The 20,079-nt window shown below is 42.1% G+C and carries 13 protein-coding genes; 8 read left to right on the top strand and 5 right to left on the bottom strand.

Annotation, left to right across the window (positions count from 1 at the left end):
• Positions 1 to 37 precede the first annotated feature (37 nt).
• The 5 genes from lepB to AC570I_RS10050 all read left to right on the top strand — a co-directional run bounded on the left by lepB (position 38) and on the right by AC570I_RS10050 (position 9,088).
• Positions 38 to 1,234 (top strand): signal peptidase I, encoded by a 1,197-nt coding sequence (lepB, locus tag AC570I_RS10070; protein WP_497405357.1) that lies wholly within the window; start codon positions 38 to 40, stop codon positions 1,232 to 1,234.
• Between the two features lie 154 nt (positions 1,235 to 1,388).
• Complete coding sequence (locus AC570I_RS10065; protein WP_497405356.1) at positions 1,389 to 2,579, top strand: ROK family protein; 1,191 nt, start codon at positions 1,389 to 1,391, stop codon at positions 2,577 to 2,579.
• Positions 2,580 to 2,690: 111 nt separating this feature from the next.
• Positions 2,691 to 5,957, top strand: a complete 3,267-nt coding sequence (locus AC570I_RS10060; RefSeq protein WP_497405355.1) for a SusC/RagA family TonB-linked outer membrane protein — start codon at positions 2,691 to 2,693, stop codon at positions 5,955 to 5,957.
• Between the two features lie 43 nt (positions 5,958 to 6,000).
• Positions 6,001 to 7,608, top strand: a complete 1,608-nt coding sequence (locus AC570I_RS10055; protein ID WP_497405354.1) for a SusD/RagB family nutrient-binding outer membrane lipoprotein — start codon at positions 6,001 to 6,003, stop codon at positions 7,606 to 7,608.
• A gap of 55 nt (positions 7,609 to 7,663) precedes the next feature.
• Positions 7,664 to 9,088, top strand: a complete 1,425-nt coding sequence (locus tag AC570I_RS10050) for an alpha-L-fucosidase (RefSeq protein ID WP_497405353.1) — start codon at positions 7,664 to 7,666, stop codon at positions 9,086 to 9,088.
• Positions 9,089 to 9,152: 64 nt separating this feature from the next.
• Here the strand turns inward: AC570I_RS10050 and AC570I_RS10045 are convergent, their stop codons facing one another.
• The 4 genes from AC570I_RS10045 to AC570I_RS10030 all read right to left on the bottom strand — a co-directional run bounded on the left by AC570I_RS10045 (position 9,153) and on the right by AC570I_RS10030 (position 14,762).
• Positions 9,153 to 10,247, bottom strand: a complete 1,095-nt coding sequence (locus AC570I_RS10045) for an Ldh family oxidoreductase (protein WP_497405352.1) — start codon at positions 10,245 to 10,247, stop codon at positions 9,153 to 9,155.
• Between the two features lie 81 nt (positions 10,248 to 10,328).
• The gene (bshC, locus tag AC570I_RS10040) at positions 10,329 to 11,915 is read right to left on the bottom strand and encodes a bacillithiol biosynthesis cysteine-adding enzyme BshC (protein ID WP_497405351.1); all 1,587 of its coding nucleotides are present in this window, start codon (positions 11,913 to 11,915) and stop codon (positions 10,329 to 10,331) included.
• Positions 11,916 to 12,249: 334 nt separating this feature from the next.
• Positions 12,250 to 14,154 (bottom strand): DEAD/DEAH box helicase, encoded by a 1,905-nt coding sequence (locus tag AC570I_RS10035; protein WP_047798601.1) that lies wholly within the window; start codon positions 14,152 to 14,154, stop codon positions 12,250 to 12,252.
• A 140-nt stretch (positions 14,155 to 14,294) separates the two neighbouring features.
• Complete coding sequence (locus AC570I_RS10030; protein ID WP_316800052.1) at positions 14,295 to 14,762, bottom strand: DUF4293 domain-containing protein; 468 nt, start codon at positions 14,760 to 14,762, stop codon at positions 14,295 to 14,297.
• An 85-nt stretch (positions 14,763 to 14,847) separates the two neighbouring features.
• On the opposite strand from AC570I_RS10030, the gene truA reads away from it, so the two are divergent.
• From truA to AC570I_RS10015, 3 genes are read left to right on the top strand one after another with little or no spacing between them, the layout of a single operon-like run.
• Positions 14,848 to 15,600 carry a tRNA pseudouridine(38-40) synthase TruA gene (gene truA / locus AC570I_RS10025; protein WP_497405350.1) on the top strand — a complete coding sequence of 251 codons (753 nt, stop codon included), beginning with the start codon at positions 14,848 to 14,850 and terminating at the stop codon, positions 15,598 to 15,600.
• A 44-nt stretch (positions 15,601 to 15,644) separates the two neighbouring features.
• Positions 15,645 to 17,408: an ABC transporter ATP-binding protein gene (locus tag AC570I_RS10020; RefSeq protein ID WP_497405349.1), complete on the top strand. Its 1,764-nt coding sequence runs from the start codon at positions 15,645 to 15,647 to the stop codon at positions 17,406 to 17,408.
• A 50-nt stretch (positions 17,409 to 17,458) separates the two neighbouring features.
• Positions 17,459 to 18,484, top strand: coding sequence for an isoaspartyl peptidase/L-asparaginase family protein (locus AC570I_RS10015; RefSeq protein WP_497405348.1), 1,026 nt, complete (start codon positions 17,459 to 17,461; stop codon positions 18,482 to 18,484).
• Between the two features lie 47 nt (positions 18,485 to 18,531).
• On the opposite strand, the gene AC570I_RS10010 is transcribed toward AC570I_RS10015, so the two are convergent.
• Complete coding sequence (locus AC570I_RS10010; RefSeq protein ID WP_497405347.1) at positions 18,532 to 20,076, bottom strand: RagB/SusD family nutrient uptake outer membrane protein; 1,545 nt, start codon at positions 20,074 to 20,076, stop codon at positions 18,532 to 18,534.
• Positions 20,077 to 20,079: the final 3 nt, after the last annotated feature.

The following is a 20,079-nucleotide window of genomic DNA, read 5'->3' as shown; positions in this document are numbered from 1 at the left end:
TAGTTACCGGATTTACCGTTAACCAACAAATAAAAATATGAATTACAAATTCTGGCAAAGGAAGAAAGACACTCCTAAAAAGAAAAAAACCAAAACCCGTGAGTGGGTAGACGCAATTGTTTTTGCGGTTGTTGCTGCCACTATTATCAGGGTGTTTTTTATCGAGGCTTACACAATTCCTTCGGGATCAATGGAGCGTTCGCTTCTAATCGGCGATTTCCTGTTCGTAAGTAAGGTAAATTACGGTGCACGTATACCAATGACACCTGTAGCTTTTCCTTTTGCACATCACACCATGCCCCTTACCACTTCCACTAAAGCCTATTGGGATGGCGTGCAATGGAAATACCATCGCTTGCCAGGATTATCGAAAATTAAAAGAAATGATGTAGTGGTATTTAACTTCCCTGAAGGAGATACCGTTGCAGTAGAAAATCAGGAAGACAGCTATTATAACCTGGTGCGCAACCTGGGTCGCGAGCAGGTAAGAAGTACCTTCACCATTGTCGACCGGCCAGTGGATAAACGGGAGAATTTTATCAAAAGGTGTATCGCCATTCCGGGAGATGTCATTTCCATGAGCAATGGTGTTGCAGCAGTAAACAGCAAGCCCGAGCCACTTAAAAATACAGGGATGATGCCTTATCGCATTACTTTCAAATCAACTGAATTTAATATCAATATGCTTACTGATATAGGACTGGAAACAGGAACAATGCAGCAGGCAGGCGATGCGAACAGTTACATCGCCAATGCTTCACCAGAGATGGTCGAAAAATTAAAGGCATTAGACTTTGTTGCATCGGTTGAATTAAGTCCCGATCCGGTAGGGCCGGAACCAGGAGGTGTATTCCCTCATGATCCTAAGCGCGCCTGGAACAGAGATAACTTCGGACCTATTAAAGTGCCGTCGAAAGGATGGACAGTTAATATTGACAGTACCACCATGCCCTTATATTATAGAGCAATCAGGACCTATGAGGGAAACAAGGTAGAACAGGTAAATGGTGTTTGGTATATCAATGATAAGCCAGCTACTACCTACACTTTCAAGATGGATTATTACTGGATGATGGGAGATAACCGTCACAATTCAGCCGATTCACGTTACTGGGGTTTCGTACCTGAAGACCATATCGTGGGTAAAGCTCTTTTCGTATGGATGAGCTGGGATAGCACTGCTTCTTTCCTGCATAAAATCAGGTGGAGCAGGCTTTTCATGGGCATTCACTAAGAAAATACTATAAAAAATTACGAAAAGGCGAATAATCGAAAGATTATTCGCCTTTCTTATTTCATAACATTGCATAAATTATCTTTTATAAAAAATTAAAAAGTTTATTGATGTTTTAAATTAAATTATTAAGTTTGATTAATCAACAAACTTTATGTCCATCATTGTAGAAAAAAGTCAGCGGCTCAAAGCTGACATTATCAAGTATTTGTACTACAAAAAGGTGCTGTCATTTACTGATCTGAGTAAGCTGACGCATAAAAGTTTGCCATTGGTCACCTCCGTGGTGAATAGTCTGATTGCTGATGGGTATGTTATGGAGCAGGGCTTAGCGCCTTCAACAGGCGGACGACGTCCTTTAATGTTTCTGATCAATCCCGATTTAAAGAAATACATTATTGCCATTGCGATGGATCAGCTAACCACCAGGTTAACAATTTATAATCTGTCGCATAAAATGATCATGCCAGTTCAGCTGTTGGAATTTGACATGACAGCCGAGACAAGCAATGCTGGTGACCTGGTAGCGTTTATTAAGGAATGCATCGTTAAATCGGGTGTAGAAAAAGAAGCTATTCTTGGCGTTGGCATCGGAATGCCTGGATTTGTAAATGCCGATGAAGGGGTGAATCACACGTACCTGAAAGTGGGCGATGGGCTAACCATCCAGCAGTACCTGCAAAATGGGATTGAGCTGCCGGTCTACATCGATAACGACTCCAGTTTAATTGCCCTGGCTGAGTTAAACTTTGGCGAGGCCCAAAACATGACTGATGTACTCATTGTAAATATCGGGTGGGGAACAGGTTTGGGCATGATCCTGAATGGTAAGTTGTATCGCGGGAGCGGAGGGAACGCCGGTGAATTCAGCCATATTCCATTATCTGAAAGCAATAACCTGTGTTCATGTGGTAAAAGAGGCTGTATACAACTGGATACCTCGCTTTTGGTAATGACACAGAAAGCAGAGCAGGCCGTTGCGCAAGGTATTGAGTCGAGTCTGAAAAAATTATTTGCAGATAAAACCAAACATGCCAGTGATCATTTCCTTGAGGCTGTTAGTCAGCAGGATCCTGCTGCGGTTTCTATACTTGCAAAGGCGGCTTTCCAAATGGGGAAAGGATTGGCAACGCTCATCCATATCCTTAACCCGGAGTGTATAGTACTAAGCGGAAGAGGCGCAAAGGCCGGAAGAATGCTTTTGCCACCTATACAACAGGCTATCAATGAATTCTGTATTGCAAGGATAGCCGAGCAAACCGAAATCAAAGTTTCTACGCTCACTGATGGCGCCGAATTGCTTGCCGCTGCAAGTTTAATGATGGAACATCTTCAAATGGATTAACAAAGAAACAATATAAACCAAACCAAAATACCCAGATATGAGCGTATAAAGTCAACTAAAAATCTTAACATCTCCCAACAACATAACCTTTTACAAAACAACTAAACAATCATGAAAAAAGTCTACATGAGATGTTTAAGCTTGCTATTACTAACCGTATTAACAGTAGCAGCTTATGCACAACAAACCATCACGGGTACCGTGAAAGACGCTTCCGGCATTCTGCCCGGAGTAAGCGTATCGGTTAAGGGAACTACGAAAGTTACCCAAACCGACGGCTCTGGTAAATTTTCAATCGCAGCAAACCCAACGGATGTGTTGGTATTTTCAGCTATTGGGTATACCAGGCAGGAATTGCCGGTTGCAGGTAAAACAACCCTGACAGTTACTTTAGCTGAAAGTGCGAACAACCTTCAGGAAGTGAGCGTAGTCAGTACAGCTTTAGGCATTAAAAGACAGGAAAAGTCTTTAGGATATGCGGTGAGTACCGTAACGGCGAAACAATTAACCGAAGCCGGTAATACGAACTTTGCATCTGCGCTGTATGGTAAAGCTGCAGGGGTAAAAATTACGACGGCACCTGGCGGTGCGAGTAGTGCGGTAAACGTGCAGATCCGTGGCGTAAACTCTATTAGTTACAATCAACAACCATTATATGTTGTGGATGGGGTAATGATCAGAAATGATGGGCAAAACGGTGCAGCTGGAGCAAATAATAATGATTATTGGGGTGATCAGCGTATTCGCGGTAATGGTATTCTGGATATCAACCCGGCGGATATTGAATCCATGACTATACTGAAAGGAGCAAGTGCTTCAGCATTATATGGTTCAGATGCCGGTAGTGGTGTTGTTGTAATTACTACTAAAAAAGGTTCGAAAGCAAAAGGCCTTGGTATTGATTTCAATTATCAGGGATCAATGGACGAGGTAGCCTTCCTGCCAAATTTTCAGAACACTTATGGTCCTGGTTATGACAGGGCTACAAACGTAGCCAACGGGGCAACGGAAGAAGGGTGGATTGCTGATGCAACATCCCCATCAGGATATCGTCCTTATTTCAGGGCTTACGCTAACTTCGGTCCGAAAATGGAAGGGCAACAAGTAAGATGGTGGGATGGATCTATCCGGTCATATTCTCCCCAACCAGATAACTATAAAGATGTTTATCAAACTGGTTATACTTCAAATGCAAACATTGCCATTTCAAACCAGAATGAATTTGTCAACTATCGTTTTTCAGCGTCGAGATTAGATTATAAAGGTACGCAACCTGGAAATACTGGCGCTAAGAATAGCTTCAATCTGAATTCTACCATTAAGTTAGCTCCGAGATTATCTGCTGATGTGATTGTAAGTTATGTGAATACCATTACCAATAACAGACCATATCAACTGGGACAGGTATTAGGTTCGTTCAGCGGGTTTTTTAGTCGTGCAGAAGATATGAGCTTGATGAAGGAAAAGTTCCAGACTAGCAATGGATATAAATATGCAACCTACGATCAAACGACTCGTCCCGAGCCTTTCTTATACAACATTAGGGCAACAAACTTGCTCGACTTTTATTGGCAACAGCTTAAAAATACTTATGTTGAAAATGAAAACAGGTTGATGTCCAGTTTTACCCTGAACTATGATGTAGCGAAAAATCTGAAGTTCAGAGGCCGTATTGGAAATGATTATACCGGACTACGTACAGAAAATAATCAATACAATGAATACCCGATTGCACTGAATGGAACAACCAGTAGTGGAGGGTATACAACCACACAAGGACAATATGCTATCTTATATGGAGATGCATTGTTAACTTATTCAAACAAAATTGGCAAAGACTTCGCATTATCACTGAGTGGTGGCTATCAAGGCAGACAAGAAAAATATAAAGATCAAAGATCTAATACTAAAGACGGATTAGTTTCTGAAAACTGGTTCTCATTAAGTAACTCTTTTGGGGTAGTAGAAACTACAGATACACGTAAAGAGCAATTAAAATATGCTTACTTGGGTATTCTGAACTTATCATATAAAGATTTCTTATTTTTAGAAGGAACAGGTCGTCAGGAATACGTGTCTACTCTACCGATTGAAAATAACAAATATTCTTATTTCTCATTAAATGGTGGTTTTGTGTTTAGTGATTTGTGGAAACTACCAAGTTTTTGGGACTATGGTAAATTGAGAGCTTCTTACGGTGTGGTAGGTAATGCCCCTCCAATTTACGAAGCTAACGTGGTGTATACACAAAGCTCATTACAAACCATTAATGGTTCAGTTCCGTCCTTATTAACCGCCAGTGCGTTCGGAAACAACTCGCTTATGCCGGAGAAAAAGCACGAAGCAGAATTTGGTTTGGAAACACGCTTCCTGAAAGGAAGATTAGGTTTGGACGTAAGTTACTATGATAACAAGGTTAGAAATCAAATTGTTCCGTTAACGGTTAGCAGCAGTGTTGGTGCAAAAAGCCAGATTGTAAATGTAGGAGAAATTGGAAGCAGAGGTTTTGAATTAGCGATAAACGCTGTCCCTATTACTGGTAAATTTCGCTGGGATACCCGATTCAATTTTTCGTCTAATAAATCAAGGGTGATTTCGTTGATGGAAGGAATGACCGAAATCAACTTCTACCAATCAGATCAATCAACTGCTAAAATAGTTGCTAAGGCGGGCGAGGAGCTTGGTAATATTTACATCCGACCTCGTAAAACCGATGCGAGTGGTAACTACCTGATCAATGATGACGGATATTATGTGATGGACAATACTACATACGTAAAGGCAGGGAATATCATGCCTAAGTTGATAGGTGGGTTTTCTAATACCTTCAGCTATGGTAATTTTGCTTTAGATTTTACGATCGATTATAGAATTGGTGGCAGTATGATCGCACCGAATTTGAAATATATGCGTGGCGCAGGTATGCTCGAAAATTCAATGGAGTTTAGAGATGCTGCAAGCGGCGGCTTGACCTACACCTCTGGTGGGAAAACATACAATGATGGCGTACTGTTAACGGGGGTAAATGAAACTACCGGTGCAACGAATACAAAAGTGATTTCAGCTGCTGATTATTATCTGACTACCTATAACTGGGGCGAGGGATCACTTACTGAAGCTGAAATCTTTAAAAATAATTATGTGAAGATGAGGGAAGTTGTTTTGAGTTATAAAATTCCTGCATCTTTCACCAAAAAATTAAGCATCACCAACATGAGGTTTTCTTTGATTGGACGTAATTTATTCTACATCTACCGTACACTTAAGGATTTAGATCCTGAAGCACCTCTAGGTAACAAATGGTGGTCGCAAGGTGTAGATGTGGGCTCAACAGCTGCCTCAAGAAACTTCGGATTCTCTTTAACCGCTAATTTCTAATTGTTTGAAAATTTAAGTTTTCAATATTATAAAAGATATTCAGATGAAAAAAATATTCATAAATGTTAGTTTTTTCCTAGTGGCTTTTACAATGATTACAGCTTGTAAAAAGTCGTTGGATGAACAATATATAAATCCTGAAAAAGCAAAAGATGCAAGTGTTGCAGGGTTGTTCACAGGTATGCTCAACAATGATAGGGTTGCCGCTAAATATTGGAATGTTCGTACGTTCCTGAGTCAGATGCCAGGCGTGTACGCCCAAACCTCTTACTTTGCAAACAGCAACACCGTTTATCAGCAAAGCGACTCTTATTCGCAGCAATACTGGGATGATTTCTACTCTACAGGAGGAAATGGTAGCGGAGTGATGGCGCTGTATAGAGCTATGGAAGTAAAATTCAATTCTTTGCCAACAGCAGATCAGGCCGCCCAGAAGATCATTACGCAGGCTGCCAAAGTAGTGCTTATTGAGCAGGCGGCTAAAATGGTCGATTTATGGGGTGATATCCCGTATTCGGAAGCTGGAAGTCTGGAAGTAAGCAATACAATCAAATTGCCAAAGTATGATGAACAAAAGGCGCTTTATACTTCTTTTATTGCAGATCTTGCAACCTTGGGCACTTATTTCAAATCTACAGCAACAAATGCTGCTTTTTCGAAAGCCGATATTTTGCTTCAGGGAAATACGAGCAGATGGGCGGCATATGCCAACTCATTGCGTTTGCGGTTGTTGATGCGTATTTCCAAAACAGATGAGGCAACTGCGAGAACTGCTGTCTTGGCCATGCTCGCTGATGGAACTAATTTCCCTTTGGTAGATGGTGAAAATACGGTAACGTATGCTCCAAATACCTCCGATATTTTACTTCAGCCACTAACAAATAGTACGAGCACGTTAAAGGATGCATTTCTTGAAGGATCATGGTATGCAACAGATTATATGTTGAACACATTAATGCTTCCTGCAAATGACCCTCGGATTCCCGTTATTTATGATAAGTATGGTCGTACGGTAAAACGGAACAACCAGGATGTGTTTGTTCCTAATACAACCTATAAGGCGATGCCTGTTACCTTCACCACTGCTCAACAGGAAGCGAATTTTGCCGATTATTCAGTTTTAGACTCTGCAACATTTTTAATCAACCCAAAATTGCCCGGTATTTTGATTACTTCGTCAGAAGTAAATTTCCTTAAAGCCGAAGCCTACGAGAGATGGGGAACATCGGCTAATGCAAAAATAGCCTATGATAAAGCGTTAAGGCAGTCAGTAGTTTTTTATCACTACCTGAATAATTTGAATCAGGGAAATGGTTATGTAAATGTTGCGGTTCCACCTACTTCGGAGATTGATACCTGGGTAAATACATCTTCTGCAACATATACAGGTTCAGCTGCGAACAAGCTTTCACTAATTTATAATCAGAAGTGGCTCCACTTTGGTGTTCTTCAGTCGACTGAAGCATGGTCCGAGTACAGACGCACCGGATATCCGGTTTTAACTTTCCCTTCTGATGGAAAACTTAGTGGGTATTCGACCCCACCAGTTAGGTTAATCTATCCTTCGGCTGAAAAAACCTACAATGCAGCCAACTACCAGGCAGTACAATCGAAAGATACAAGGACTACAAAACTATTCTGGATGCCATAAGCATCAATACTTAAATCCCGGCCTGAAAACCCGGGATTTTTATTATTATTAGCACATGAAAATCCGCATTTTACTCTTACTTCTATTTATCAGCTGCTCGCAAACCCTATTCGCCCAAAGAGACGATATCATTCAACAATCCTCAAAGTATGAGGCACCGACCGATCCGCTGGTAAAAGCAAAGCTGGACACCTGGCAGGATAAAAAATTCGGGATGATTTTACACTGGGGCCTGTATGCCATTCCCGGTATTATAGAATCCTGGTCGATCTGTTCGGAAGACTGGATTGAACGCGATACGACCATTAAATATGATGATTATAAGAAATGGTACTGGGGTTTAAGTGAAAAATTCAATCCGGTAAAGTTTAGCCCTGAGCAATGGGCCAAAGCAGGTAAGTCCGCCGGTATGAAATACATGGTTTTCACTACAAAACATCACGATGGTTTCGCCATGTTCGATACCAAAGAAAGTGATTTCAGCATAGCCAAAGGTCCCTTTTCCGGTAATTCTAAACGCGATGTGGCCAAATATGTATTTGATGCTTTCCGCAAAGAAAACTTTATGATTGGTGCTTATTTCTCCAAACCAGATTGGCATACGCAATATTACTGGTGGGATAAATACGCTACACCCAACAGAAATAACAATTACGACATTGACAAGTATAGATGGCGCTGGAACATGTTCAAGAAATATACCTACAACCAGATAGGGGAATTGATGAACAACTATGGCAGTGTTGATATTTTATGGCTCGATGGCGGCTGGGTACGTCCGCTGTCCTCTGTAAATGAAGAAGTACTTTCATGGGGGGCGCCAATCCCGAAATGGAGCCAGGATATCGATATGCCTAAAATTGCAGAGATGGCCCGGAAGGCACAGCCGGGTTTAATCATGGTCGACAGAACGGTTCATGGTCAGTACGAGAACTACCAGACACCGGAACAGAAAATACCCGAGAAGCAATTAGACTATCCATGGGAAAGCTGCCTCACCTTAAACGGAAACTGGGGCTGGGTACCAAACGATCCCTATAAACCTGCCAAAGAAGTGGTACATAAATTGGTTGAGGTGGTTGCCAAAGGCGGTAGCTTACTGCTGGGTGTTGGGCCGAAACCCGACGGTACCCTGGATGAAGGTGCTGTTGCCCGGTTGAATGAAATTGGAAAGTGGACCAGTGTAAACGGGGAATCCATTTATAATACCCGCATCACTAAAAACTACCACGACGGCAATACTTGGTTTACCCAAAGCAAAGATGGAAATACCATTTATGGTATTTTTCTGATCGATAGTAAACAGCCGAAACAAATCAGCTGGAAAGGAAATGCGCCTAAAAAAGGTACTGTAATAACCCTGTTGAACGGTAAGCGTAAACTGAAGTGGACCACAACAGGTGATGTAACCACTATCGATTTACCAGGCAATGAGGAACAAGTTGCATGGGCATTTTCCTTCGCCGCCGGAAAAAAATAATATTGATTAAAAAATAACGGATGAATCGTTGCAGCTTGCAGCTATTCATCCGTTAATTCATAGTTCAGGCAGATGCCTGTAAGCTATCAATCCCTAAACGTGCAGCCAGGTCATTCAGATCGTTGACTACAACATCGATTAAAGGTATGCCGCTCGCTTTCCTTTCCTGCTCAAACTGATGTTCCGGTTCTCCGGGGATGATAACCGTTTTATCTGCATCTACAGTTTTGGCGCTTTTAAAGCGTTCTATCCAATTATCAAGGTGATTCTTAAAGTCTTGTGCCGGTCGGAAGCCGTCTACCCTCATTGCCCCTAAAAAGTGCCCTAAACCTTCACCTACCGGATTGGCTGAAGGTTCCAGGAAAGCCACAAAAGGGGGTGCCCATGGACCGTAATTTGCGCCGGAGAGTACTGCCGATAAAATGTCGACTGTTGCACTTAAGCCATAGCCCTTATGGCTTCCATGGTCTTTGTCGCTGCCCAAAGGAAGCAGTGATCCTCCGTTTTTCAATTCATTCGGGTCTGTTGAACTTTCTCCGTTTTTATCCTGTACCCAGCCATCCGGGATACTTTTGTTTGCTCTTTGTGCAATTTCAAGTTTTCCATTTGCTGCCGCTGCCGTAGCCATATCTACAATCACCGGAGGATATTTTCCTGCAGGGAAAGCATAACACATTGGGTTAGTGCCCAATAGTCTTTCATTGGCATAGGTTGGCGCAACCAGCGGACTGGCATTTGTCATGCTGATGCCAATCATATCTTTTTCAACCGCCATTAAAGCATGATAACCGGCAATGCCAAAGTGGTTTGAATTCTTTACCGAAACCCATCCGCTACCGTACTGCTCTGCCTTTTCTATGGCAATCTGCATGGCGAAGGGAGCAACTACAAGTCCTAACCCAGCATCTCCGTCAACTGTTGCGGTCGTTGGTGTTTCATGAACAATTCTGATGTCTGGTGTAGCATTGATGCGTTGCTTTTCCCACAAGCGGATATAGCCGCTTAAACGGGCCACTCCATGAGAGTCGATACCCCTCAAATCGGAGCGAACCAATACATCGGTTGCTAAATCTGCATGCTCATCAGAACAGCCCATTTTTTTAAATACGTTACGGGTAAATGCTCTGAGTTCGGATTCGGTAAAGGTGATGAAGTTCATTTTATATTATTTGTTGTCATTGCGAGGCACGAAGCAATCTCTCTAAATTAGATTGCTTCGTGCCTCGCAATGACGTGTTATTTAAGGTAAAAGCAGCGTAAAATCGCCACCTAATGGTTCAAACTTTTCAATACAGGTCGACAGGAAGTCCTCGCCATAATTCACATACATCGGCGCAATGTTCATTGTCCTTTCCTGCATAGTTCCATTAGGGAAAAGGCGCTTTTTAACGTTTTCAATTTGTATTAGCGCGGTTTCGTGCTTGCGTTTTTCTGCCCTGAACAATTTCTTTTCCAGGTTGGCCAGCAGGTGATTCGTTTTTTGCTTTGCCGTATCTGTTGAAACCGAAAGTGTTTTGTCGATCTTATAGGCATTCAGTTTAATCTGATCGAAAATGCTGTTAATTGCCCTAGTTTCATCTGCCAGCAGAAGCTGGGCGGTAGAATTTTTGCGGATCCAGAGATTTTTCAATTCTTCAACAGGCAGGAAGATGTCTTCCAGACAAAAACCCAGGCTGTAGAGGTTTTGCGCACTGCGTTTATCGATTAATAAGGCCGAATTCCGAAGCAGTAAAACAGGGAAGTCGACCTGATAATGGTCGAAATTTGCTTTCAATTGCATCCAGTAGGAAACTTCAGCTCCACCACCTATATAGGCAATGTTGGGTAGTATCACTTCCTCATACATCGGGCGCATCACCACATTCGGACTAAAACGCTCCGGATGTAACTGAATTTCTGCCTTAAGCTCCGTTTCAGTGAAAGAAATATCAGTGTGGTTTACCGTATACTTTCCGTTTTCAAAAATTAAACGTTCCCGTAAATTCTCCTTCAGATAAAAGAAATTAATATCCCTGCCGTTAACTTGTGTTTTATAGCCAAGCTTTTCCAGCTCCCCGGAGCTTTGCTCAATGTTTTTTGCGCTGTTATGCTCAATAATATCGGCTTCTATAATCGGTGCAAAAAGCTTTTTAAGTGATGGCTCATCGGCATTTACAATAACCAGCCCGTATTTTTCGAATAATTTATTAACCAGGTACCGTGTGGCATCAGCCAGGTTATCGTGTTCGAGATAAGCTTTTTCTACAAGTTTAGCGATGTGCTTGCCATTCTTCGAAATCCCTAAATAACCTTTGTAAGCGGTAACGGCTGCAGCTACAGTTTTGGTGCTTAGCCTTCCGGTAGCGCCATTCGTGCTTTGTATCCAGCTGATATTTTTTTCATCTACGCTAACGTGATTGATTTCTTCAAAATCATGATCCTCAGTAGCCATCCAGTAAACCGGTACAAAGTTTTTATCAGGGTGGGCTATTTTCAGCTCAATGGCCAGGTTTATCGCCGTAACAATTTTATAAATGAAGTACAACGGACCAGTAAAAAGATTTAGCTGGTGACCGGTTGTAACGGTAAAGGTATTATGGTCCAGCAGCAGCTCAATATTTCGGGTTACCGATTTATTTGGTTGCAGATGTTGGTATTGATTTCTCAGCACTGATACCAGAATATTACGATCGCCTAAGAAATTTCTTTTTTCAATTGCTTCCGCCAGGCCGTCCATATCCGGACGATAACTATAAAATGCCTTCAGGGCTTCTTCGTTATTAATATAATCAAGAACGAGTTTTGAAAAAGAACCGGTTTCCTGATAGGAGATGTATTTTGCCTGCATAATTAGCGAAAGTAGTGCAATTTACAGATAATAATAAAGCCGGCATACTATTTTACAATTGTTAAATAAATATGAAGTCTTGTTATTCGGTCGTGGCTTAGTCTGATCGGCAGTATCCTTCTGTCTATACCCACTGCTTACCCAGTGCTCACCCAGTGCTTACCCAGTAGTTACCCAGTCGTTGACTGATTAAAGACTGGGTAACTTTTGGCTAAATTATGGCCAAGTTCACCGTAACGTAGCCCGTAATCTGGCGGAGTTACTATTGTATGCAAATAAAAAAGCCGCTTCTGAATAAACAGAAACGGCTTCTAAAAATATTTGGTTTAGTGATTTACCATTTTTTGCGGCGTTCGCCACCTTCACGGCTTCCGCCTTCTCTGCGGCTTCCGCTTCCACCTTTATCCTCACGGCTACGTCCTGAGAAATCTCTGAAACCACCGCCAGCACTTCCGCCTTCACGACTTCCGCCTTCGCGTCTGCCGCTACCGCCAGATGATCTTCTGTCGCCGCCACGGAAACCACCGCCACCGCCGCTTCTGCGTTCACCGCCGAAACCACCGCTACGTCTTTCTCCGCCACCGCGTCTTTCGCCAGCGCCTTCACCACGACCACCGTCTCCGCTTTTCTCAATACGAACCTGACGGCCATTGAATTCTACAGATTTAAACCCTTCGAAAACTTTATCAGCAACATCATCTTCTACTTCAAAGAAAGAGAAAACACCTTTTAAGTCGATTTTACCAACGCTTTTGCCAGCAATTTTTCCGTTGTTACAGATAAATGATAACATATCGCCGCGGGTAAATTCATCTACTGAACCCAAGTTGATGAATAAACGGGTGTAACCTTCGCTACCACGTCCGCGTCTTTCACCACGCTCACCTCTTTCGCCACGATCATCGCCAACAGCTGCATTTAAATCAGGTGCTTTAGAATAGTAGTCTAAGAAACGGTTAAACTCTAATGAAGCAAAACGTTTAATTACATCCTCTTTAGATAAATCTTTAAATTCATCCATAATGCGGGGAATGTATTGATCAATTTGCTCCACATTAACTTCTACATTATGTACTTTGTGTACCAATGAGAATAATTGTTTTTCACAAACATCAAATCCTGTTGGAAGCTCAGCTTTGGTAAATTGTTTACCAATGATACGCTCTAACTGACGGATTTTTCCTAATTCTTTAGAGTTGATGATACAGATCGAGATACCGGTTTTACCAGCACGGCCGGTACGGCCAGAACGGTGGGTATAACTTTCAATTTCATCAGGTAAAGAATAGTTTACTACGTGTGTTACGTTGTTTACATCAATACCACGTGCAGCAACATCTGTAGCAATTAATAACTGCATGTTACGCTCACGGAAACGTTGCATCACCTTATCACGTTGTTGCTGCGATAAATCGCCGTGTAAAGCATCAGCATTGTAACCATCTTTGATTAAGTGCTCAGCAACATCCTGTGTATCCAGTTTGGTTTTACAGAATACTACTGCAAAAATTTCAGGGTTGAAATCTACAATACGTTTTAAGGCCGCATATTTATCGCGGGCACGAACAATATAATATTCGTGTTCGATGTTTACGTTACCAGTGTTTTTAGTGCCCATGGTTAATTCAACAGGCTCGTTCATGTATTTTTTAGCAATACGGCGAACTTCTGCCGGCATGGTTGCCGAGAATAACCAGGTTTTTTTGTCATCAGGTGTAGTTGATAAAATGTCGTTGATGTCATCCTGGAAACCCATGTTTAACATCTCGTCAGCTTCATCAAGCACAACATATTTGACATTAGAGAAATCAATAGCTTTACGGCCAATGATGTCTAACATACGGCCGGGCGTGGCCACTACGATTTGAACGCCTTGGCGTATTTCACGTAGCTGTTGCATAATGTTCGCGCCACCATAAACGGCAACAACGTGGGCATTAGCAACGTTTTTAGAAAAGTTTTTAAGGTCGTTAGCGATCTGCAAGCATAACTCACGTGTAGGGCATAAAATCAATGCCTGTGGTTTGTTTACTTTAAAATCGATTAGTTCTAACAGCGGCAAACCAAATGCGGCTGTTTTTCCTGTTCCTGTTTGGGCCAAACCAACAAAATCATTAGTGCCTTCTAACAGTACAGGAATACTTTGCTCCTGAATAGGCGTTGGATTTTCGAATCCAAGGTCCTTTACGGCATTAACGACGTCATCACTTATCCCCAATAATTGAAATGGGTTTGTCATTCGTCTTTTTATTTTTTAATTGAGCCGCAAAGGTAAGGTTAATAATCGGTATTTTACAGATTATCAAGTAAATAGTTTTTTCTGTTAATTGGTTGACAATAAGCATTGTTCGCTTTTAGAGCCCACCGCGTGATCCTCATTTACCTTAATCTTTCTGCAGAACGAATCAACCTTTCGTCTTTATTGATCCCGAAAATGGCCAGAACAATGAACAATATGGCCACCGCCGGAAGATATGCCCCAATACCAAAACTTGCACCCTCAATACCTTCAGGCAGTTTTTTGGCGTAAACACTGCACCAGAAAGCAAAGCCTGTAACCAACACAATCGACACAATGGCAATACGTTTCTGAAAGCTTCTTTTTCTGAAGTTGAAGATGTTGAAAAAACAGATGATAATTACCGCAAAATTGGTAATCAGTAAGGGTAAAAAAGATTCGATTTTAGTGTTTTCTGCACCCTTTGCAACTGCAGTTTGATATAAACCTGATGTATATATGCCGGTTTCAGTACCTGCTACCTCTTTGGTTGCGATGGGTAAAAACAGCATTAATATCAGAACTATTGTTGCTAAAAAAAGCCAGATGGATTGTATTCTTTGTATCATGTTAACTTAATAAATTGTACAAATATATATTTAATTCCATTTTACAGTCTTATCTAATAAAAGGAAAAAGTATTTTTGCATCGCTTTGAGTAAAAAAAGGTATTTCATACAAATCGCTTACGATGGCAGTCTATATCATGGCTGGCAAATTCAACCCAATGCAGTTACGGTACAGGAACTGCTGGATAAAGCCATGTCTACCTACTACCGTCAGCCGGTAGAAACACTGGGCTGCGGCAGAACCGATACGGGCGTGCATGCTACAGATTTTTATGCCCATTTTGATGTGGTAGACATTCCGGAAGAGAAAGTGCTTTTGGCTGTAGCGGGGATCAATGCCATGCTCCCTTATCAGATTGCCGCAAAAAGCATTATTCCTGTCGCCGATGATGCACATGCACGTTTTGACGCCACATCAAGGGCTTATAAATATTATGTACATTTTGAAAAAGACCCTTTTGAACTTAACCGTTCCTGGTTGGTGAAGGACAGACTTGATGTTGATTTGATGAACCAGGCAGCAGCCTTATTGTTTGATTATACAGATTTTTCGTGTTTCAGTAAATCCAATACCCAAACCTTTACCAATAACTGCAAAATCATGCAGGCATCTTTCGAAGAAAAGGATGGCAGTTTAATTTTTACCATACAGGCCGATCGTTTTTTACGCAATATGGTCAGGGCAATAATGGGAACGCTGGTTCGGATAGGGAAGCATGAAATCGGGCTGGAAGATTTTAAAACAATCATCGAAAGCAGAAACCGCAGCAATGCAGGACAATCGGTACCCGCCTGCGGTTTGTATCTGGTAAAGGTTGAATACCCGTATATAACGTGATTGAATGATAGATTTTAAGATTCACGCATTCAAAACTAAAAAACATGGCAGTAACAGGCGACGTATATAATTCAGGATTGCTTAAACGTATTTTCAAATATGTGAAGCCTTATCGTGCCGTATTTATCTGGTCGGTTATTTTAACGATCCTCCTTGCTGCGGTATCGCCCATCCGTCCATTTTTGATTGGCTATACGCTTGATAAGTTTATTTTTACCAACGACTATGATGGTTTGTTGCGCATGACTTTTTTGATGGGCTTCGTACTGATCTTGCAAACCCTGATTCAATACAGTCAAACCCTACTAACCAATACGCTTGGACAATCGGTTATTCGTGATTTGCGGATCAGTGTATTTAACCACATTACAAGACTGAGGTTAAAATATTTCGATAAAACGCCAATCGGTCAACTGATCACCAGAACGGTATCTGATCTGGAGACCATAGCTGATATATTTTCTGAAGGGTTAATATCCATGATTGGTGATTCACTTCAGGTAGTAGCTGTTGTCGGCTGGATGTTATATATCGACTGGAAAGTAACGCTGGTGGTGCTTATTCCGGTTCCCTTACTCGTTATTGCCACCAGGAAGTTTCAGAAATCCATAAAGGTTGCTTTCCAGGAAGTGAGGAGTGAGGTAACCAACCTGAACACCTTTTTACAGGAGCACATTACAGGGGTTTCCATTGTTCAGTATTTCGCCAGAGAGCGCCAGGAATACAAGAAATTCTATAATATCAATAAGCGCTACCGTGATGCCAATATTCGCTCAAACTGGTATTACTCCATATTTTTTCCGGTAGTGGAACTGATCTCTGCCATGTCGCTTGCGCTATTGATCTGGTATGGGGGGAAGAGTATTTTCAGCAGTTCCATCACACCTGGGCTGATTAATCAGTTTATCCTGTACCTGGCTATGGTATATACGCCCATTCGTCAGCTGGCCGATAAGTTTAATACCCTGCAAATGGGAATGGTTGGTGCTGAACGCGTCTTTAAAGTATTGGATACGGATGAAACCACTATTAACGAGGGCACCGAAAAGCCAGTAAGGCTGGAAGGAAACATCGATTTCAAAAATGTGTGGTTTGCCTATAACGACGATCAGTATGTTTTGAAGGATTTGACTTTTCATGTGAATGCCGGTGAAACGGTTGCGCTGGTTGGGGCTACGGGAGCGGGAAAATCTTCAACCATTAATATTCTCAATCGCTTTTATGAAGTGGAAAAAGGTGATATCACCGTAGATAAGATTGCGATAAAAAATTTCGATCTGGATTATCTGCGGAGCAATATTGCTACTGTTTTGCAGGATGTGTTTTTGTTTTCTGATACCATTCTGAATAACATTACTTTAAATAATCCGGAGATAGGTATAGAACAAGTGGTAGACGCTGCCAAAAAGGTTGGTGCTCATGATTTTATTGAACGTTTACCCGGAGGTTACCAGTACAATGTGATGGAAAGAGGCGCAACGTTGTCGGCCGGACAGGCGCAGCTGATTTCTTTCATTCGTGCTTTAGTACATAATCCGGCTATTTTGGTTTTAGATGAGGCCACTTCTTCTGTAGACACGGAGACAGAATTGCTGATTCAAAAAGCCATCGACAACCTGATGGACGGACGCACTTCAATTGTAATTGCACACCGGTTGTCGACCATTCAAAAAGCCAACCAGATCATTGTGCTCGATAAGGGCGAGATTAAAGAGAAAGGCACCCATCAGGAATTGCTGAAGCTTGATGGCTATTACAAGAAACTTTACGACCTTCAGTTTTCTTCTGAAGGAATTGCCAAAGCGTAATCCTGTTTATCCGGCAGATTTTCTTAATTTAACATCTTCAAACAATGAAGATGAAAACACTTAAACTATTTGTCCTGATCCTGATCTCCCTGTATGCACGAAACCTTTCTGCACAACAGCAAAAATACGTGATGGTGATTCATGGTGGTGCGGGTACCATTCTAAAAAAGAACATGACCCCTGAAAAGGAAGCGACCTATATCGCGGTACTCACACAGGCACTTCAGGAAGGTTATGCAAAGATTAAGGCTGGAAAAAATAGTCTGGATGCAGTTGAAGCCACTATTCACGTTCTTGAAAATGATCCGCACTTCAACGCGGGTAAAGGCGCCGTATTCACTCATGATGGAAGAAACGAACTTGATGCTGCAATAATGGATGGAAAAACGCTGATGGCCGGATCGGTCGCAGGCGTTACCACCATTAAAAATCCGATATCAGCTGCAAGGGCGGTAATGGAGAAATCTGAACATGTGATGATGGTAGGAACGGGTGCGGAACAATTTGCCAAAGAAGTCGGCCTGGAGATTGTCGACCCTAAATATTTCTGGACCAAAGATCGCTGGGAAGGTTTGCAGAAAGCCATCAAAGAAGATTCGGTTAAGGCAGTATTGGATCATGGCAGTAAAAAATCTGAACTTTTTGGTACTAAAAATCACGATTACAAATTTGGTACTGTGGGTTGTGTAGCGCTGGATAAAGCGGGTAACCTGGCGGCTGGTACCTCAACTGGCGGTATGACCAACAAAAAATATGGCAGGGTGGGTGATGCCCCGATTATTGGTGCAGGTACTTACTGCAACAATGAAACCGCAGGAATATCCTGCACGGGCTGGGGCGAATTTTATATCCGCAATGTGGTGGCCAAAACCATTTCCGACCTGATGGAATATAAAAACTTGTCTGTAGCGGAGGCCTCGAAAATTGCGCTGGATAAGGTAGGGGAAATGGGAGGAGATGGTGGCTTAATTGCGCTGGATGCCAAAGGGAATATGACCATGCCCTTTAATACAGAAGGCATGTACCGCGGAGCGGTTACTGCTGATGGTAGAATTGAGGTGAGTATTTATAAATAGTAAACTAACCTAACAGGCTGCCAGGGCGGCCTGTTAGGTTAGGGATATTATGGATTCTGATCTTCAGGTCCGATGACTTTGTTAACGTCAATTTCATCTTGCGGAATTTTGTATTCCCAAAGATTGTTTTGAGATGCGCGGGCTTTAAACAAGGTATAAGCAATATCGGTATAGGTTACTGAGGTACTCACCCTTGGGTTGTCCATGCCATTTCTATCCATATCGCTATCCGTACGTTTCAAATCGTAAAAACGGAAGCCTTCACCCCATAATTCTATCCGGCGTTGTACCATGATGTCTTCAATCAAAGCCGAACCGGTTTTTGTAGATAATACGTAAGCAGGGTTTCTGTTTACAGCTAAAGGGTACAGGGCTGCAGCTGCAGCAGCGTTCTGTCCGCTCCGTGCTAACGCTTCAGCCTCAATCAGGTACATTTCGGCAACCCTCATAAATGGAATATCTCCTGCCCGGCTGGTAACATCCTGTACCTTGAATTTCCTGTGCATGTATTTGATAACTTTAACACCTGATGCAGCAGTACCTGTAGCAGCATCAATAGCACCAGGAAAGTTTGCTTTATCTGCAGTGGTACCATCCCACCACAATTTTTTACGGATATCAGTAGCCGCAATTTTGGCATACAACACCGAATTAATCATTTTAGGTTCAAGTCTGTTCCATGATGAATTGAAATTTCCTGATACGTACGAATAGAAAGACCCATAAGTCGGCACCTGATCGGCGAGCTGGTTAGCTCCCCACATCCATTCTGCATTTGAGATAACCGTAAAACCACTTAGGTAATCGCTGTTTGTCATGAGTGAAAATCCTGTTCTGGCTTCTTTTGCATATTTAATCGCAGTGGTATAGTTTTGCATGGTGAGCGCTACCCTTGCTTTAAAACCCTTCGCAACGTTCACATTCACATGTGTTTTTGCCGATCTCGCCGTTGCGGTTTCCAATAAAGACACAGACTCGTCAAGGTCTTTGTTGATCTGACCATATACTGCTTCTACACTAGACCTGGGTTGATCCACACCATCTGTTGAAATGATGATGGGGATACCTGGCTGGGTATTTTGTTTTCCTGCCTCGTAACGTTTGCCATAAAGCTGAACAAGATTGAAGTGGCACCAGGCTCTCACTGCTAAACATTCCCCTTTAATGGCGGCCTTATCGTTAGCCGCACCATCTATTTTGTCAATGTTATCGATAATCATATTCGCATTACTGTTGATTCTGTAATACAGGATGTATGGGAATGATGATAATGCACTCGATGCACTTCGGTGATCTACCCACCTCAAAGCAGGTTTAAAGTAGGTATAAGTATTTCCTGACCATACAAAATCCTCACCCATTGCATCCATATTGAGCATCATGGCACCATGAGCATCCTGCGACTGGTTGGAGATTTGCAGATACATTAATCGGTACATTCCGTTTACTGCGAGTTTTGCATTGGCAATCGATTCAAAAGCTGTGGTTTGCGCTACCTGATCGGTAGGGAAAGTTTCAAGGAAATCTTTTTTGCATGAAGTAAACAATGCTATGATAAGCATGAATACTGAAGTTATTTTACAATTTTTCATGTT

This window comes from Pedobacter sp. A2324, assembly GCF_059693705.1.
This window is presented reverse-complemented; position numbering and strand designations above follow the sequence as displayed.